At 65.0% G+C, this 15,550-nt stretch carries 12 protein-coding genes and 1 tRNA gene; 10 read left to right on the plus strand and 3 right to left on the minus strand.

Annotated elements, in window-relative coordinates:
- Window positions 1-189 precede the first annotated feature (189 nt).
- The 3 genes from KUW00_RS02020 (at window position 190) to KUW00_RS02030 (ending at window position 3,447) form a co-directional block, all read left to right on the plus strand.
- Window positions 190-1,044 (plus strand): DUF4437 domain-containing protein, encoded by an 855-nt coding sequence (locus tag KUW00_RS02020; protein WP_222568136.1) that lies wholly within the window; start codon window positions 190-192, stop codon window positions 1,042-1,044.
- A gap of 318 nt (window positions 1,045-1,362) precedes the next feature.
- The gene (locus tag KUW00_RS02025; RefSeq protein ID WP_222568137.1) at window positions 1,363-2,274 is read left to right on the plus strand and encodes a LysR family transcriptional regulator; all 912 of its coding nucleotides are present in this window, start codon (window positions 1,363-1,365) and stop codon (window positions 2,272-2,274) included.
- Window positions 2,275-2,436: 162 nt separating this feature from the next.
- A complete protein-coding gene (locus KUW00_RS02030; RefSeq protein WP_261391945.1) occupies window positions 2,437-3,447 on the plus strand; it encodes a zinc-dependent alcohol dehydrogenase family protein in 1,011 nt (336 codons plus the stop codon).
- On the opposite strand, the gene KUW00_RS02035 is transcribed toward KUW00_RS02030, so the two are convergent.
- Complete coding sequence (locus KUW00_RS02035; RefSeq protein ID WP_222568138.1) at window positions 3,448-3,825, minus strand: YkvA family protein; 378 nt, start codon at window positions 3,823-3,825, stop codon at window positions 3,448-3,450.
- 476 nt (window positions 3,826-4,301) lie between these two features.
- On the opposite strand from KUW00_RS02035, the gene KUW00_RS02040 reads away from it, so the two are divergent.
- Window positions 4,302-5,219, plus strand: a complete 918-nt coding sequence (locus KUW00_RS02040) for a TIGR03571 family LLM class oxidoreductase (protein WP_222568139.1) — start codon at window positions 4,302-4,304, stop codon at window positions 5,217-5,219.
- Window positions 5,220-5,272: 53 nt separating this feature from the next.
- Here KUW00_RS02040 and KUW00_RS02045 read toward each other — a convergent pair whose 3' ends face one another.
- A complete protein-coding gene (locus tag KUW00_RS02045) occupies window positions 5,273-6,241 on the minus strand; it encodes a LysR family transcriptional regulator (RefSeq protein ID WP_124802640.1) in 969 nt (322 codons plus the stop codon).
- 130 nt (window positions 6,242-6,371) lie between these two features.
- Between KUW00_RS02045 and KUW00_RS02050 the strand changes: the two genes are divergently transcribed.
- Together KUW00_RS02050 and KUW00_RS02055 are read left to right on the plus strand one after the other, a co-directional pair.
- Entirely contained in the window at window positions 6,372-7,775 is a 1,404-nt protein-coding gene (locus KUW00_RS02050) for an efflux RND transporter periplasmic adaptor subunit (protein WP_222568140.1), read from the plus strand.
- Entirely contained in the window at window positions 7,772-10,984 is a 3,213-nt protein-coding gene (locus KUW00_RS02055; protein WP_222568141.1) for an efflux RND transporter permease subunit, read from the plus strand. The genes KUW00_RS02050 and KUW00_RS02055 overlap by 4 nt, the downstream gene beginning before the upstream one ends.
- Window positions 10,985-11,077: 93 nt before the next feature.
- Here KUW00_RS02055 and KUW00_RS02060 read toward each other — a convergent pair whose 3' ends face one another.
- Window positions 11,078-11,674: a TetR/AcrR family transcriptional regulator gene (locus tag KUW00_RS02060; RefSeq protein WP_213227637.1), complete on the minus strand. Its 597-nt coding sequence runs from the start codon at window positions 11,672-11,674 to the stop codon at window positions 11,078-11,080.
- 236 nt (window positions 11,675-11,910) lie between these two features.
- Here KUW00_RS02060 and KUW00_RS02065 point away from each other — a divergent pair, with 236 nt between their 5' ends.
- The 4 genes from KUW00_RS02065 to KUW00_RS02080 all read left to right on the plus strand — a co-directional run bounded on the left by KUW00_RS02065 (window position 11,911) and on the right by KUW00_RS02080 (window position 15,496).
- Window positions 11,911-12,465, plus strand: a complete 555-nt coding sequence (locus tag KUW00_RS02065; RefSeq protein ID WP_108131421.1) for a carboxymuconolactone decarboxylase family protein — start codon at window positions 11,911-11,913, stop codon at window positions 12,463-12,465.
- 117 nt (window positions 12,466-12,582) lie between these two features.
- Window positions 12,583-13,269 carry a haloacid dehalogenase type II gene (locus KUW00_RS02070; protein ID WP_045994170.1) on the plus strand — a complete coding sequence of 229 codons (687 nt, stop codon included), beginning with the start codon at window positions 12,583-12,585 and terminating at the stop codon, window positions 13,267-13,269.
- A 139-nt stretch (window positions 13,270-13,408) separates the two neighbouring features.
- Window positions 13,409-13,485, plus strand: a tRNA-Arg gene (locus KUW00_RS02075).
- Between the two features lie 457 nt (window positions 13,486-13,942).
- Complete coding sequence (locus tag KUW00_RS02080) at window positions 13,943-15,496, plus strand: arylsulfatase (protein ID WP_108131420.1); 1,554 nt, start codon at window positions 13,943-13,945, stop codon at window positions 15,494-15,496.
- The last annotated feature ends 54 nt before the right edge of the window (window positions 15,497-15,550 follow it).

Below are 15,550 nucleotides of genomic sequence, written 5' to 3' on the forward strand. Positions count from 1 at the left end.
TCCGGATTTATTTTTCGAATATAGGCGGTTTATCCCCCCAACCCCAGCCGATACCGTTCATCGCCTCACTGCTGGGCCGGTAACCATGCTCCTCCCTGCGGAGCCTTGAACGAGGGTTCGGTTGCCGACCCTCGCATTCCGAAGATCCGGCCCCTGCCGTCCGTCCAGCGTCTTCTCAGGAGTGACCCCATGCGCCTGTCTGCTCTTCCCTTGCTTGCCACCGGCGTCGCGATGGCAACGCTCTCGATCGCCGGCCCGGCCACCGCCGCCACCGAGGTGGTGCTGCGCTCGGAGGTGACGCCACAGCCACTTAACCCTGCCAGAGGCGACGCCAGTCCCCAGGCCAGCGTGCTGTGGGGCGACATCACCAAAGATGTGCCCAGTGGCGCCATCATCGAGTTCAAGGAAGGCTTTGCCTCGCCCCCACATATTCACAACATCACCTACCGTGCGGTCGTCATCGAGGGTGCCGTGCACAATGATGACCCGGATGCCGCCACCATGTGGATGGGTCCGGGGTCGTTCTGGACCCAGCCGGCTGGCGAGGACCACATTACCTCCGCCATCGCCGAAGAAGGCGCCACCATCTTTCTGGAAATTCTGAAGGGCCCCTACCTGGTCCAGCCCTCGGACCAGGCCTTCGACAATGGCGAGAAGCCCGTCAACCTGGAAGCCGGCAATATGGTCTGGCTAGATGCCGATGCCATCAACTGGCTCGAGGTACCCGGCCAGTCGCAGGAAAATGGCGCCGAAGTAGCCTTTCTCTGGGGAAGCACCGCGCCCGGAGAAGCCAACGGCTCCCTGCTGAAGATCCCGGCAGGAGGCTCGGGGACCATCAGCGGGGAGGGTGATGCCTTGCGCGCAGTTGTCATCCAGGGCAACGCCGAACTGAGCGGGGCCGATATTCAGGGCTCGTCACCGCTTCCCTCTGGCAGCTATTTCAGCGCGAATGACGACTCGGCTCCGCTCTTGACCTGCACCTCGGACGCCGAATGCCTGTTCTACGTGCGCACGGATGGCAGCTTCGACTTCGCATCGCGCTGACCTGCTGACGCCTCGCGTTCGCCGTGCCCCCGGCCTCCCGGCCTCCTGGAAAAATTCGTGCGGCCTCGATACCGCGTCTCTGCCCCGGGGGCCGCTCGGTGCTGCCGCCCGGCCCGGCCGGGGGGCGCTGCGCATGGTCAAGGCATCGCCGAGGCAGGGTAAGGCATCGCCGAGGCAGGGTAAGGCATCGCCGGAGCACCACCGCGACGCGGTCCTTTCAAGCCCTTGCCTCGGCCCTGCAGCGAACCGCGCTATCTGCGGCGTGGCGCTTGCCTTAAGCTGGTGCCGAGGCCATCAACGTCACCGGGAGCCTAGTGAATGGACACAGATGGACTACGCCTGTTTGTACTGGCGGCCGAGACGCTGAATATCAGCGCGGCGGGACGCCAACTCGGCATCGCACCGGCGGTTGCCAGCGCTCGACTATCCAAGCTGGAACATCAGGTCGGTGCCGACCTGCTGCATCGCTCTACCCGCAAGGTATCACTGTCCCAGGAGGGCGCGGCCTTTCTCCCCTTCGCCAAGGAGATGCTGGCCCAGGAGGACGCCGGGCTCGCCGCCCTCGGCAAGGACAGCGAAGAAGCGACCGGGCGCCTGCGATTCGCCGCCTCCAGCACCTTCGCCCAGCTCTATGTCGCACCGATCCTGCCGGAATTTCTCGAACGCTACCCCAGCGTCAGCCTGGAGTTGCGCCTGTCGGATACCCAGACCAACCTGATCGAGGGTGGGTTTGACCTGGCCTTGCGCAACTATCCGATCGAGGACAGCAACCTCAAGGCGCGCAAGCTGGCCGACGACAAGCGCGTGCTGTGTGCCTCCCCCGACTACCTGAAGCGCCACGGCGTGCCCAGGACGCCGCAGGACCTGCAAAGCCATCGGCTGGTGGCCTTTCAGGGTGGCACGCCGCGGGCGTTATCAAAGAACGGGATGCGCACCCCTCACACCTTTCCCCCGGCCGGGGCCAAGCCCCGCGTCTATTGCGACGATGGCGCCAGCATGAGGGTGGCCGCGGTGGCGGGCACCGGCATCACCATGCATGCGCTGTGGAGCATCCACAAGGACCTGGAACAGGGAGCGCTGGTCAGGGTTCTGCCCGACCACGAGGTCGACGATCATTCCGCCATCTGGCTGGTTTACCCCAAAGCCAACGTGCTGACCGCCAAGGTCCGGGTGTTCATCGACTTCCTGCTGGAGAAGATCGGCACACCACCGATCTGGGACAGGCACTGACAGCACTACGCCGTACTACGCCGTACTACGCCGTACTACGCAGTAGCCGGCGCGCACTGTCAGCGATTTCCAGAAACTGATTCCCGGGTCATGGCGTTTTTTTCCAAGGCGGCATCGGCAATCCTGTAGGCATCGATTCACACCCCCTACAGGAGACCGACAATGTCCACCTCATCGATGTCCGCCATGGTCCTCAACCGCTACGGCGAGGACGCGCCGTTCGAATCCGCCACCCTGCCTCGCCCCCAGGTCAGCGCCGGTCAGGTGGTGGTGCGTATCGCCGCCACCAGCGTCAACACCATCGACACCATGATCCGTCAGCTGGGCCAGGAGGAGCTGCCGATCGCGCCGGATCTGCCGGCCGTGCTCGGCATGGACTTTGCCGGCACCATCGAGGAAGTCGGCGAAGGCGTGACCGGCTTCGCCCCGGGCGATGAGGTCTACGGCTGCGCCGGCGGGCTCACCGACCTGCAGGGCAGTCTGGCCGAGTACATGCTCGCCGACGCCCGACTGATCGCGCACAAACCGCGTTCCCTGTCGATGCGTGACGCCGCGGCCCTGCCGCTGGTCGCCATCACCGCCTACGAGGGCCTGACCCGCGCAGGCGCAGGAACCGGCGATAAAGTACTGGTGCATGGCGGTGCCGGTGGCGTCGGCCATGTGGCGGTGCAGCTTGCCCGCCATCTGGGGTGTGAGGTCTACGCCACCGGTTCGGGAGAGCATCAGCGCGAACTGATCGAAGGCTTCGGTGCCACCGCCATCGACTTCAAGACCCAGAGCGTCGATGACTACGTCAACCAGCACACCGATGGTGCCGGCTTCGACGTCATCTTCGACAGCGTCGGCGGCCCCAACCTGATCAACTCCTTCAATGCGGTCAAGCTCAACGGCCAGGTGGCGACGACCATGTCGCTGGCCGAACTGGACATGACGCCGGCGCACTTCAAGGGCGCCTCGCTGCACGTGATCTTCATGCTGATTCCGATGATCCACAACGTCGGTCGGGAAGTGCACGGCACCATCCTGTCGACGCTCGCCGAGATCATCGATTCGGGGGCACTGACGCCGCTGGTGGACGACAATCGCTTCGCCCTGGCCGACGTCGGCAAGGCCTACGCCCACCTCACCTCGGGCAAGGCCGTCGGCAAGGTGGTCGTGGAGGTCGAGGGCTGATCAGGAAAACCAGCGTTTCAAGGTAGCGCTGGCCCTGTCCTTGTGCTCATCCTTGACGTAGGCCGCCACGGTCATCAGCGCCACCGCCAGCATGCCCATGTCGTCGGTGTAGCCGACCAGCGGGGTCAGATCCGGCAGGGCGTCCAACGGTGAGATGAAGTAGCCGAGCGCACCGTAGATGGTGGTCTTGGCCCACACGGGGGTGTCCTTGTCCCGGGCGGCGTAATAGAGCGTCAGCGCCCGGGACAGGGTGACCTCGCCGGCGGCCTTGGCGTAGCGCCCGACCTTGGCCCAGAAGCGCTCGTCGGAATAGTGGCCCTGGTGCTCGTCGATCGGCTCTCCGGCCAGGATGACCTGCTGCGTTGTCTCGTCTTTCATTGTTTCCTCCCGTTGCGCCGTGGCATCGCCCGCTGCCCTTCCCTGAGCCGGCCCCAGTCGGCGATACCTTTATCGCCGATACCTTTATCGCCGATACCTTTATCGCCGATACCATTGTCCTAGTGAAGCAGGACTCCCGGTATCGGTTCAATGGTGTCGCCCTGCCCCGTGCCTGCACCAGCATCATCGGATGTTTCGTGTCGATTGTTGCCGCAAACGAAAAAGTGATTCCGCCGCGAGCCTCTTTTTCCCCGCCCCTGACGGCGCCACACTCCATTACAACGATTAGGGCTTGTCTGAAAAGTGCCTGCGCTCGGTAATACGGCGTTAAAAATCGGATCAAAATGCTCATTTACACCCCGTAAACTGCGCTTTCTCACCGATTTTTGCCTTGTCTAACCTTCGCTCGTCGACTTTTCGGACAGCGCCTAGCGTTCTATCGAACTGATACGCCTCCCCTCGAGGCAGGAGCCAAGATGAGCTTGCAACGACTGACCAGTGGCCCCTTGACCCTGGGCCTGGAGCTGGCGCTGGACAATGACTGGAGCCCCGCCGGTGAAGCCGCCCGCCTGCGCGATGGTCGTGCCTTCGGCGTCCCCGATCTGGGCGAACACCTTCAACGTGTCCAGCTGGCCGATCGCCTCGGCTTTCGTGCGCTGTGGCTGCGCGATGTACCGCTCTACGACCCGCACTTTGGCGACGCCGGTCAGGTGTTCGAGATGTTCACCTACCTGGGCTATCTGGCGGCGTCCACGCAGCGTGCACTGTTGGGCACCGCCGCTGCGGTGCTGCCGCTGCGCATGCCCTGGCTGGTCAGAAAGGCCGCCGCCAGCGTACAACAGCTCAGCGGTGACCGGCTGCTGCTGGGTGTCGCCAGCGGTGACCGTCCGGTGGAATATCCGCTGTTCGGAATACCCTTCGAGCAGCGCGGTGAGGCCTTCCGCGACGCCGTCGCGGTGCTGAGGGGCGATCAGGATGCGCGGCTGGACGCCGGCCAGGCGCTGCTGCCGATGGCGACGCCACCGCCCCTGCTGGTGGCCGGCCTGGCCCAGCAGCGCCCGGACTGGGTCGGTCAGCACATGGATGCCTGGCTGGCCTACCCCGGCACGCCGGAGGACCACCGCCGTCGGGTCGGCCTGTGGCGCGAGGTGGCCGGCGACAAGCCCTACATCAGCTTCCTGCACCTGGACCTGGCCGAGCGCGCGGACGAGCCGCCTCGCCGCCACCGCTTCGGGCTGAGGGTCGGCAGCCAGGGATTGATCGCCGAGCTCGAGGCCATGCAGGCCGCCGGCGTCAATCACATCGGCCTGAACCTGCGCCGCAACCAGGCGCCGGTGGAAGAGACCCTGCATCGCCTGGCCGAGGAAGTGTTGCCGGCCTTCGATGCTGGCTAGGCTCACCGTGCAGCGACGTGTGACTAACAGCCGGCTCGTCACCCTTGCCACACTCAGGACGCCAGGCCCATCCCACCAGCGCCCTTGCCGTACATTTCGGCAAAGCCGGGGATGCGTGCCTCCCACTGGGGTGGCGAGCCGACCATCTCGCGCAGAATCTCGATAAAGCGCCGGGTACGCAGCGGCATCTCGCGGTGGGGATAGAGCAGCGTGATGACGCCGAACTCCGGCAGTGCCAGGTCGGTCATCAGCGGCACGATGCGTCCGTCGCTGACTTCGTTGTACATGGCGAAGGCCGGCAGTACCCCGATGCCCATGCCTTCCATCACCCCGCGCTTGATCACCTCGGCCTCGCTGGTGCGCACCTGGCTATTGAGCGGCAGCTTCTGCTCCCGCCCCTGGTCATCGAGGTAAGGCAGATAGTCGAGCTGGAACTGCTGTGAGCTGAAGGTCAACGCCGGCAGCCGGGCCAGGGTGGCGAGGTCTCGTGGCTCGCCATGACGCTCGATAAAGGCGGGACTGGCGCCGATCAACAGATGATTGGGCGCCAGTGGCGAGGCCACCAGATTGGAGTCCTTCAGGTCGCCGACCCGCAGCACCAGGTCGTAGCCTTCACCGATCACGTCGACCCGACGCTCTTCGAGCTGCAGGTCCACCTGCACATCGGGATAGTGCTGGCGAAAGCGTCTCATGGCCTCGAAGCCCAGGCAGCGGCCGAGGATGCCCGGGGCGCTCACCTTGAGCCGTCCGCTCGGCAGCTGCTGCAGGTTCTCCGCCAGCGCCTGGGTGTGGTACATCCAGTCACGCAGCTCACGCCCCTGCTGCACCATGGCCTGCCCCGCCTGGGTCAGCGACAGCGAGCGCGTCGAGCGATTGAGCAGGCGCACCCCCAGCTCCTGCTCGAGGCGCGCGATATGCTTGGACACCACCGAGCGATCCAATTCGCGGCGCTTGGCGGCCTCGGAAAAGCTGCCAAGCTCGGCCACATCGACCAGCAGCAGCAGACGACTCGGTTGGTCCATGAAGGTCTCCACAGAAGGTACAAGCGCACAGATGCGTGCATATTTGGCATCAATAATGTGCGACCAACCGGTCTAATACAAGTCTCGATCGAGGATTACACTGGCGAACCTTTTGCTCAGGAGTCGCCAGATGTCCGACCAACGCCCCCCGTGCGACCCCCAGGTGGTGTCGCCTGCCCCCTCCCCTGCGCTTGCCGTATCGCCACCGCAGTCTGACGACCAGCCTGCTCGAGGGGGTGCCGATAGCGCTGGCCGCACTGGACATCGCAAGGCGAGTCGTACAGCACCGCGTAAGACACCTCGTGCAATACGTCGCCTGGCCCGTGGCCTGGGGCTCGCCGCCCTGGCGCTGTTGCTGGCAGCCTGCCAACCCGGCGAAGGTCGGGGAGGACAGGGGGACGCTGCCGATGGCGCGGGCTCTGCGCCCGCGCCTCGGGTCGAGGTGGTCCAGGCGGTGCGTCAGCCGGTCTCGAACTGGTATCGCTACACCACCCGCCTCGAGGCTCCCGAGCGTGTCACCCTGCGCCCCCGGGTCACCGGTCAGGTCGCCGAGATCCTGTTCGAGGAAGGCTCCCTGGTCGAACAGGGCCAACCGCTGGTTCGCCTGGACCTGGCGCCCTTCGAGGCGCGGGTGCGTGAGCTGGAGGCGGGACTTGCCAGGGGCCGGGCCGAACTGGCCCGCGCCAACGGTGAGGCCAACCGTGCCAATCAGCTGGTCGGGCGCAACCTGATGGCCCGAGAGGAAGCCGAGGCCCGGCGCGCCAGTGCCCAGGCCCAGAATGCCGAGGTCGCCTCGCTGCAGGCACAGCTCGACAGTGCTCGTCTCGATCTGGCACACGCCGAGGTCAGCGCACCGATCAGCGGTCGCGTCTCCCGCGCCGACCTGACGGTGGGCAACGTGGTCAGCGCCGGCCAGAGCGTGTTGACCACCATCGTCAGCACCGACCAGGTCGACGCCTACTTCGATATCGACGAGCGCAGCTGGAACCGCGACTTTGCCGAGATTACCGCCGATCAGGGCTGGCCGGTAGAACTGCAGCTCGCCGGCCAGGACGACTTCGCCTACCAGGGCGAGCTCGACTTTATCGACAACCGGGTCGATGAGGCCACCGGCACCCTGAGGGTGCGCGCTCGCTTCGACGCCGGGCATCCCTCGCTGCGCCCCGGCGCCTTCGCCCGGGTGCGGATCGCTGCCGCCCGCCATCGCGATGGGGTGCTGGTGCCCGACCGCGCCATTGGCACCGACCTCGACGCCAACTTTGTACTGGTCGCCGACGAACAGGGCAAACTCGCCTACCGCAAGGTCACCACCGGCGCCCGCTTCGGAGCCTGGCGCGAGATCAGCGAAGGGCTCGAGGGCGGTGAGTCCGTGGTCGCCGCCGGTCCTTCGAAGTTCGGCCCCGGCATGGCGATCTCTCCTGCGCTGGTCGACGGCCCCGACCGCGCCCCGCTGGAGCAACTGCGAGAGCGTACCCGTCGCCTGGCCGAACGCCTCGACGCCAAGCACCTCGACCAGGAGCCTGCGCGCACATGAACCTGTCGAACTTCTTTATCCGACGCCCGGTGTTCGCTGCGGTGCTGTCGATCCTGATCGTGGTGGCCGGAAGCCTGGCGCTGTTCAAGCTGCCGGTCTCTGAATACCCCGAGGTGGTGCCACCCACCGTGGTGGTCAAGGCCAACTACCCCGGCGCCAATCCGGAGGTCATCGCCAAGACCGTGGCGACACCGCTGGAGCAGGAGATCACCGGGGTCGAGGGCATGCTGTACATGGACTCCCAGTCCACCGCCGATGGCAACCTGACGCTGACCGTGACCTTCGCCCTCGGCACCGACCTGGACCAGGCCCAGGTCAACGTCCAGAACCGGGTGGCCCGCGCCACGCCTCGCCTGCCCCAGGAGGTCCAGGCGCTGGGGGTGACCACCGAGAAGTCGTCGCCCAACCTGACCATGGTGGTCCACCTGACCTCACCGGATGGGCGCTACGACCAGCTATGGCTGTCGAACTTCGCGCGGCTGAACCTGCAGGACGACATCGCGCGCCTCGAGGGTGTGGGTGACGTCGGCCTGTTCGGGGCCGGCGAGTACGCCATGCGGGTGTGGCTCGACCCGGACGCCATCGCCTCCCGGGGCCTCGGCGCCAGCGACGTGGTGGCGGCGCTGCGTGAGCAGAACCAGCAGGTCGCCGCCGGCAGCCTGGGCGCCCAGCCGGCCCCGCGCGAGAGCCAGTTCCAGCGCCTGCTCAACGTCAAGGGCCGGTTGTCCTCGCCGGAAGAATTTCGCGAGATCGTGATCCGGGTGGACGACGACGGCCGCATCACCCGCCTGGGCGACGTCGCCCGGGTGGAGCTCGGCGCCGACCAGTACGCCCTGCGCGCCCAGCTCGACGGCAAGGACGCGGTGGCCTTGCCGGTGTTCCAGCGTCCGGGCTCCAACGCCATCGCCCTGTCCGACGGCGTGCGCGGCTATATGGCCGAGGCCGCCGAGACCTTCCCCGACGGCGTCGACTACGACATCGTCTATGACCCCACCGTGTTCGTGCGCGGCTCCATCGAGGCGGTGGTGCATACGCTGCTGGAGGCGGTGCTGCTGGTGGTGGTCGTGGTGGTGCTGTTCCTGCAGACCTGGCGGGCCTCGCTGATTCCGCTGATCGCGGTGCCGGTCTCGCTGATCGGCACCTTCGCGGTGATGCAGCTGATCGGTGTGTCGATCAATACGCTGTCGCTGTTCGGCCTGGTGCTGGCCATCGGCATCGTGGTGGACGACGCCATCGTGGTGGTGGAGAACGTCGAGCGCAATATCGAACTCGGCCACTCGCCTTATGAAGCCACCCGCATCGCCATGAGCGAGGTCACCGGGCCGATCATCGCCATCGCCCTGGTGCTGACCGCGGTATTCGTGCCGACCGCCTTCATCAGCGGCCTGACCGGCCAGTTCTACCAGCAGTTCGCGCTGACCATCACCATCTCGACGCTGATCTCGGCGTTCAACTCGCTGACCCTGTCACCGGCGCTGTCGGCGCTGTTGCTCAAGCCCCACGGGGCGAAGCCCGACTGGCTGACCCGGCTGATCGACGCCCTGTTCGGCCGCTGGCTGTTCGCCCCCTTCAACCGCGCCTTCGCTGCCATGTCGCGGGGCTACACCGGGCTGATTCGTCGCCTGCTGCGCTTCGGGCTGATCGTCGGTCTCGGCTACCTGGCGTTGCTGGGACTCACCGGCAAGCTGTTTCAGGAGGTCCCCGGCGGCTTCATTCCGTCCCAGGACAAGCAATACCTGGTGGCCATGGCCCAGTTGCCCGACGCCGCGAGCCTCGAGCGCACCAGCGAGGTGCTCGCCGAGATGCAGGAGATCGCCCTGGCAACGCCGGGCGTGGCCAACACCGTTGCCTTCCCCGGTCTTTCGGTGAATGGCTTCGTCAATGCCTCCAACTCGGGCATCGTCTTCACCCCGCTTGCGCCCTTCGACGAGCGCCAGTCGCCGGAGCTTTCGGCCGGCGCCATCGCCGCCCGCCTCAATGCCCAGTTCGCCCAGATCGACGAGGCCTACGTGGCGGTGTTCCCGCCTCCGCCGATCCTTGGCCTCGGCACCACCGGGGGCTTCAAGCTGCAGCTGCAGGACCGCGGCAACGTCGGCTTCGACGGGCTGTTCGAGGCGACCCAGGCGGTGGTCGGCGCCGCCAACCAGGACCCGCGGCTGGCCGGTGTCTACTCGAGCTATCGCATCCAGGTGCCGCAGTACGACGTGGAGGTGGACCGCGAGCAGGCGCTGGTGATGAATGTCTCGCTGGACGCGGTGTTCGACACCCTGCAGATCTACCTGGGGTCGCTCTACGTCAACGACATCAACCGCTTCGGCCGGACCTATCAGGTACGCGCCCAGGCCGACGCCGAATACCGCCTGGACGCCGAGGCCATCCGCCAGCTCAAGGTGCGCAGCAACGACGGCCGGATGATCCCGCTGGGCAGCTTCGTCGAGATCAGCCCGACCACCGGGCCGGACCGGGTCATGCACTACAACACCTTCGTCAGCGCCGACATCAACGGCTCGCCGGCGCCGGGCATGTCCAGTGACCAGGCCAAGCAGGCGATCGAGGAGGTGCTGGCCACCACCCTGCCGGCCGGCGTGGCCTACGAGTGGACCGAGGTCACCTACCAGCAGGTGCTGGCGGGCAACACCATGATCTACGTCTTCCCGCTGGTGGTGCTGCTGGTGTTCCTGGTGCTGGCGGCCCAGTACGAGAGCTGGTCGCTACCGTTCTCGATCATCCTGATCGTGCCGATGACGCTGCTGTCGGCCATGGCCGGTGTGTGGCTGACCGGCGGTGACAACAACATCTTCACCCGCATCGGCTTGATCGTGCTGGTGGCGCTGGCCTGCAAGAACGCCATCCTGCTGGTGGAGTTCGCCCGCGAGCAGCAGAGCCAGGGACAGTCGCGACTGGACGCCGTGCTGACCGCCTGCCGCCTGCGCCTGCGGCCGATCCTGATGACCTCGGTGGCCTTCACCGCAGGCGTCATCCCGCTGATGCTGGCCTCCGGTGCGGGCAGCGAGATGCGTCAGGCGATGGGCGTGGCGGTGTTCTACGGGATGATCGGGGTGACCCTGTTCGGGCTCTTGCTGACCCCGCTGTTCTATGTGGGCGTGCGTCGCCTGGTGGAACGTCGCCGGCCACGCTCAGGCGATAGCGATAGCGATACCGATAGCGATACCGCGACAGCCGAGGCGACATCACCTTCCGCCTCCTGACGCCCTGCCCGCTGCCGAGTCTGGCGTTACCTGCGTCGGACTCGGCAGGCGGCCCACCATTGGCGGACGTGCATCAGAACAGGCGCGCCGCGTTCAGGGAAGCCGCAGCGCTTCGATCGACCGGGCCATATCGTCCGCCAGGGCGTGCACCGCCTGGCTATCGACCTCGCGCTGGGCGTAGGCGCGAAGGCCCATCACCTCGGCCTGTAGCCGCCGTCCCAGGCGCACCGGGTCGGCGCTCGGTTCAAGCTCGCCGGCGTCCTTGGCGGCGCGAAACTGCTCGACGAAGCAGGCTTCCATGGCCTCGAGCAGGGCCTCGGCCTTGCCCAGCGCCGCCTGCTCTCGCTCGCCCAGCTCCAGCAGGCTCTTCACCAGCATGCAGGCCCGGCTGGGAAGCTCCTGGTCCCGCAGACAGCCCAGCTTGCGCAGGTAGGCGGCCAGCCCCGACAAGGGCGAGTCGTACTCGGCCAGGGTACGCTCGAGCTCGACCAGTCCGAGCCGGGCATAGCGTTCCAGCGCCTCCTGAAACAACGCATCCTTGCTGCCGAAGGCGGCATAGATGCTGCCCGGCCGCATATCGAGGGTGCGTTCCAGGTCCTTGAGCGAGGTGGCGTGGAACCCCTTCTGCCAGAACAGGTGCAGGGCACGTTCCAGCGAATCCTGACGGTTATGTAGTGTCGCGCGCGGCATGGATGGGTCCGGTGTCGTGGCCGGTACGGCCTTCAGAAAATTGAGCAACTGCTCAAATTTTAACTTGAGTGATCGCTCAGGTATAGCTAGAGTATGCCCGAACGGCTTTCAGCAGGGCCTGCTGGCGGCCAATTTTGAGCAATCGCTCAAAAAATTCGGAATCAATGGCGCGTGCAACGCCCCGGTCTGCAACGGTCTGCGGCCTTGCCACAGGCGCCATCACACAGGAGAACCCGATGACCGACTTTAGCCTCCACGACAAGCAAAGCGCCCCCGAAGAGAGCCAGGCACTGCTCGACAACTCGGTCAACGCCTTTGGCATGATCCCCAACCTGCACGCGGTCATGGCCGAGGCACCGGGCCTGCTGGAAGGCTACCAGCGCCTGCACCAGCTATTCCTGGATTCCTCCTTCGATGCCGAGGAAACCACCGTGGTGTGGCAGACCATCAACGTCGAGCACAACTGCCACTACTGCGTGCCGGCCCACACCGCCATCGCCAAGCAGATGGAAGTGGATGACGCCGTCTCCGACGCCCTGCGCAACGAAGACCCGCTGCCCAACGAGCGCCTCGAAGCGCTGCGTACCTTCACCCTGTCGGTCGTACGCGAACGTGGCAACGTCGATGACGACGCCGTGCAGGCCTTCCTCGACGCCGGCTACACTAAGCGCCAGGTGCTCGAAGTGATCCTGGCCCTGTCCCAGAAGGTCATGAGCAACTACACCAATCACCTGGCCAACACCCCGGTGGACGAACCCTTCGCCAAGTTCGACTGGAAGAAGGCCGAGTAACGACCACCCTATCGACAGGACGCCTCTGTGGCGTCCTGTCGAGGTGACTGGTCGTGGTGACTGGCCGAGGCCACCGAAGGCCCCGTCGATCGCGACGGACTCGATCAAGGAGACGCCATGACTGCCCCAGAACGCCCCGACGTGCTGGTCTTCGACGTCAACGAGACGTTGCTCGACCTGACCCACCTTGAGCCGCTGTTCGATCGGCTGTTCGGCGACCCGGCGATGCTGCGCGAATGGTTCGCCCAACTGATCCTCTACTCCCAGTCGATGACCCTGTCGGGACTCTATACGCCCTTCGGTCAGCTCGGCGCAGGCGCCCTGCGCATGACCGCCGAGATTCACGGGGTCACCCTCGAGCAGAACGATCTCGACGAACTGGGTGAGCGCATCGGCTCCATGCCGGCGCACCCCGACGTGGCCCCGGCACTCGAGCGGCTTCGTCAGGCCGGCTTTCGCCTGGTCACCCTGACCAACTCGGCTCCGGGCGCTGGCCCCACGCCGCTGGAAAAGGCAGGACTGGCCGAGTATTTCGAACGCTCATTCAGCGTCGACCAGGTCAAAAAGTTCAAGCCCGCGCCGGACACCTACGCCCAGGTCGCCGAGGCCATGCAGACACCGCCATCTAGACTGTGCCTGATTGCCTGCCACCTGTGGGATACCATCGGCGCCCAGGCCGCCGGCTGGCAGGGTGCACTGGTGCTCCGGCCCTACAACGCCATGCTGCCGGCGGATGGCGTCCCGGTACCGGACTACAGTGTCGACGATATCGGCAAGTTGGCGGATCGGTTGATTGGTTCCTGATCAAGCAGCTCCGCCACTTGATTCGGCGGCCAGTCCCGCAGGCCGGGCCTGGTACTGCCTCCCGAAGACACCTTGCGAAATCACATTCTTTGCTCTACCATGCGCAGCCTCTCGACGCCGCATCCCCTGCGGCATCTGCGCGCCCGTAGCTCAGCTGGATAGAGTACCTGACTACGAATCAGGTGGTCGGAGGTTCGAATCCTCCCGGGCGCGCCATCGATTGTCTTTCTTGTATCTTGTCTGTCTTTTCTTTCTGGCCTTTCTGTCTGGCTTTTCTGTCTAGCCTTTCTATCTGACCTTTCGTTCGACGCCCTTCCAATTTCTGTACCGACGTCGACCGCGTCATCAAAACACTTTTTTACAAAAATACGACAATCCAGCAACTCCTTGTATTTGTCGCGAAACGTCCGCCAACATCGGTCTTTCTCGCCGCGATGAAACGCTTTCTCTCCTTACCCTGATTATCCTCCCCCTCCTTACCTCTTCTGTTGCACTGAATCGTCAACAACTCCTCCTATACTCGAGCGATCGGGCTCCCTCGGAGCCTCTCATCGCGTCAAATCACTGGTCATCGTGGTACGTGACCGGGTCAGGGAGACAGACGGTGTTCGCATTCAGTCCTTATCGCAACAGAGCGCAACGCTGGAGCGGTTATCTAGCGGCCAGCCTTATCATGACGATGTCCACGTCGGTGCTTGCCCAGGAGAATGACTCCCAGCAGCAGGACAATGGAAACTCGTCCAAACCCAACATCCTGGTGCTGTGGGGCGACGATATCGGGCAGTCCAACATTTCGGCCTTCACCCACGGTCTGGTGGGCTACCAGACCCCCAATATCGACCGCATCGCCGACGAAGGCATGATGTTCACCGACTACTATGGTGAACAGTCCTGCACCGCCGGCCGCTCGTCCTTCATCACCGGCCAGAGCGTGTTTCGCACAGGGCTATCCAAGGTCGGCCTGCCGGGCGCCGCTCAGGGCATCAGCGAGAAGGACCCGACCATCGCCGCCCTGCTCAAGGCCGAAGGCTACGCCACCGGCCAGTTCGGCAAGAACCACCTGGGCGATCGGGACGAACACCTGCCGACCAATCACGGATTCGATGAATTCTTCGGCAACCTCTATCACCTCAACGCCGAGGAAGAACCCGAGCACCCGGACTACCCCGCCGATATGGAAATGCCGGACGGCCGCACCTTCCGCGAGGCCTTCGGACCCCGTGGGGTGATCAAGTCCAGCGCCGACGGGCAGATCGAGGACACCGGACCGCTGACAAGCCAGCGAATGGAGACCATCGACGAGGAATCCTCCGCCGCGGCGCTGGATTTCATCGAGCGCAAGACCGCCGAGGGCACCCCCTGGTTTGTCTGGTGGAACGCCACCCGCATGCACTTCCGTACCCACGTCAAGGATGAGCTGCGCGGTATCTCCGGTCAGAACGAATACGCCGACGGTATGGTCGAGCACGACATGCACGTGGGCCAGTTCCTCGACAAGCTTGACGAGCTGGGCATCGCCGACAACACCATCGTGTTCTACTCCACCGACAACGGGCCGCATATGAACACCTGGCCCGACGCTGGCATGACGCCATTCCGCGGTGAAAAGAACACCAACTGGGAAGGCGGCTGGCGGGTACCCGCCATGGTCCGCTGGCCAGGTCAGATCGAGGAAGGCTCCATCTCCAACGAGGTCATGCACCACATGGACTGGATGCCGACCTTCATGGCCGCCGTCGGCAACGATTCCATCAAGCAGGACCTGCTGGAGGGTGGCGTTCAGGCCATCGGTCGCGAGTACAACGTACATCTGGACGGCTACAACTTCCTGCCTCTGCTCACCGGGGAAAGTGAGGAAGGCCCCCGTCATGAGGTGTTCTACTTCTCCGATGACGGTGACCTGACCGCGCTGCGCTACGATGACTGGAAGCTGGTGTTCATGGAGCAGCGCATCGAGGGTACCTTCGAAGTGTGGGCGAACCCCTTCACCCCGCTGCGTGTCCCCTTGATGTTCAACCTTCGCCGCGATCCCTACGAGCGTGCTCAGCTGACCTCCAACACCTACTATGACTGGTTGCTGGATCACTCCTTCCTGGCCCTGCCCGCCCAGTCCTATGTGGCAAACTTCCTGGAGACCTTCAAGGAGTTTCCGCCACGCATGAAGGCAGCAAGTTTCAGTCTGGATCAGGTAATGGAAGCCCTGGAACAACCCGCCAGCGTTCACTGACGCCGGCTTGAACGCCACGAGCCGCTCCCCCGGGGGCGGCTCGTCGGTGAAAAA

Origin of the sequence: Halomonas sp. DP5N14-9, assembly GCF_019802175.1 — a bacterium.
GTDB lineage: Bacteria > Pseudomonadota > Gammaproteobacteria > Pseudomonadales > Halomonadaceae > Halomonas > Halomonas litopenaei.

Bases quoted from the DNA above. Each gene is read 5' to 3' on its own strand.
- KUW00_RS02080 (WP_108131420.1), top strand. From the start codon at position 13,943: ATGACGATGTCCACGTCGGTGCTTGCCCAGGAGAATGACTCCCAGCAG.
- KUW00_RS02060 (WP_213227637.1), bottom strand. From the start codon at position 11,674: ATGCCGCGCGCGACACTACATAACCGTCAGGATTCGCTGGAACGTGCC.
- KUW00_RS02040 (WP_222568139.1), top strand. From the start codon at position 4,302: ATGAGCTTGCAACGACTGACCAGTGGCCCCTTGACCCTGGGCCTGGAG.
- KUW00_RS02020 (WP_222568136.1), top strand. From the start codon at position 190: ATGCGCCTGTCTGCTCTTCCCTTGCTTGCCACCGGCGTCGCGATGGCA.
- KUW00_RS02065 (WP_108131421.1), top strand. From the start codon at position 11,911: ATGACCGACTTTAGCCTCCACGACAAGCAAAGCGCCCCCGAAGAGAGC.
- KUW00_RS02035 (WP_222568138.1), bottom strand. From the start codon at position 3,825: ATGAAAGACGAGACAACGCAGCAGGTCATCCTGGCCGGAGAGCCGATC.
- KUW00_RS02055 (WP_222568141.1), top strand. From the start codon at position 7,772: ATGAACCTGTCGAACTTCTTTATCCGACGCCCGGTGTTCGCTGCGGTG.
- KUW00_RS02070 (WP_045994170.1), top strand. From the start codon at position 12,583: ATGACTGCCCCAGAACGCCCCGACGTGCTGGTCTTCGACGTCAACGAG.
- KUW00_RS02025 (WP_222568137.1), top strand. From the start codon at position 1,363: ATGGACACAGATGGACTACGCCTGTTTGTACTGGCGGCCGAGACGCTG.
- KUW00_RS02030 (WP_261391945.1), top strand. From the start codon at position 2,437: ATGTCCACCTCATCGATGTCCGCCATGGTCCTCAACCGCTACGGCGAG.
- KUW00_RS02045 (WP_124802640.1), bottom strand. From the start codon at position 6,241: ATGGACCAACCGAGTCGTCTGCTGCTGCTGGTCGATGTGGCCGAGCTT.
- KUW00_RS02050 (WP_222568140.1), top strand. From the start codon at position 6,372: ATGTCCGACCAACGCCCCCCGTGCGACCCCCAGGTGGTGTCGCCTGCC.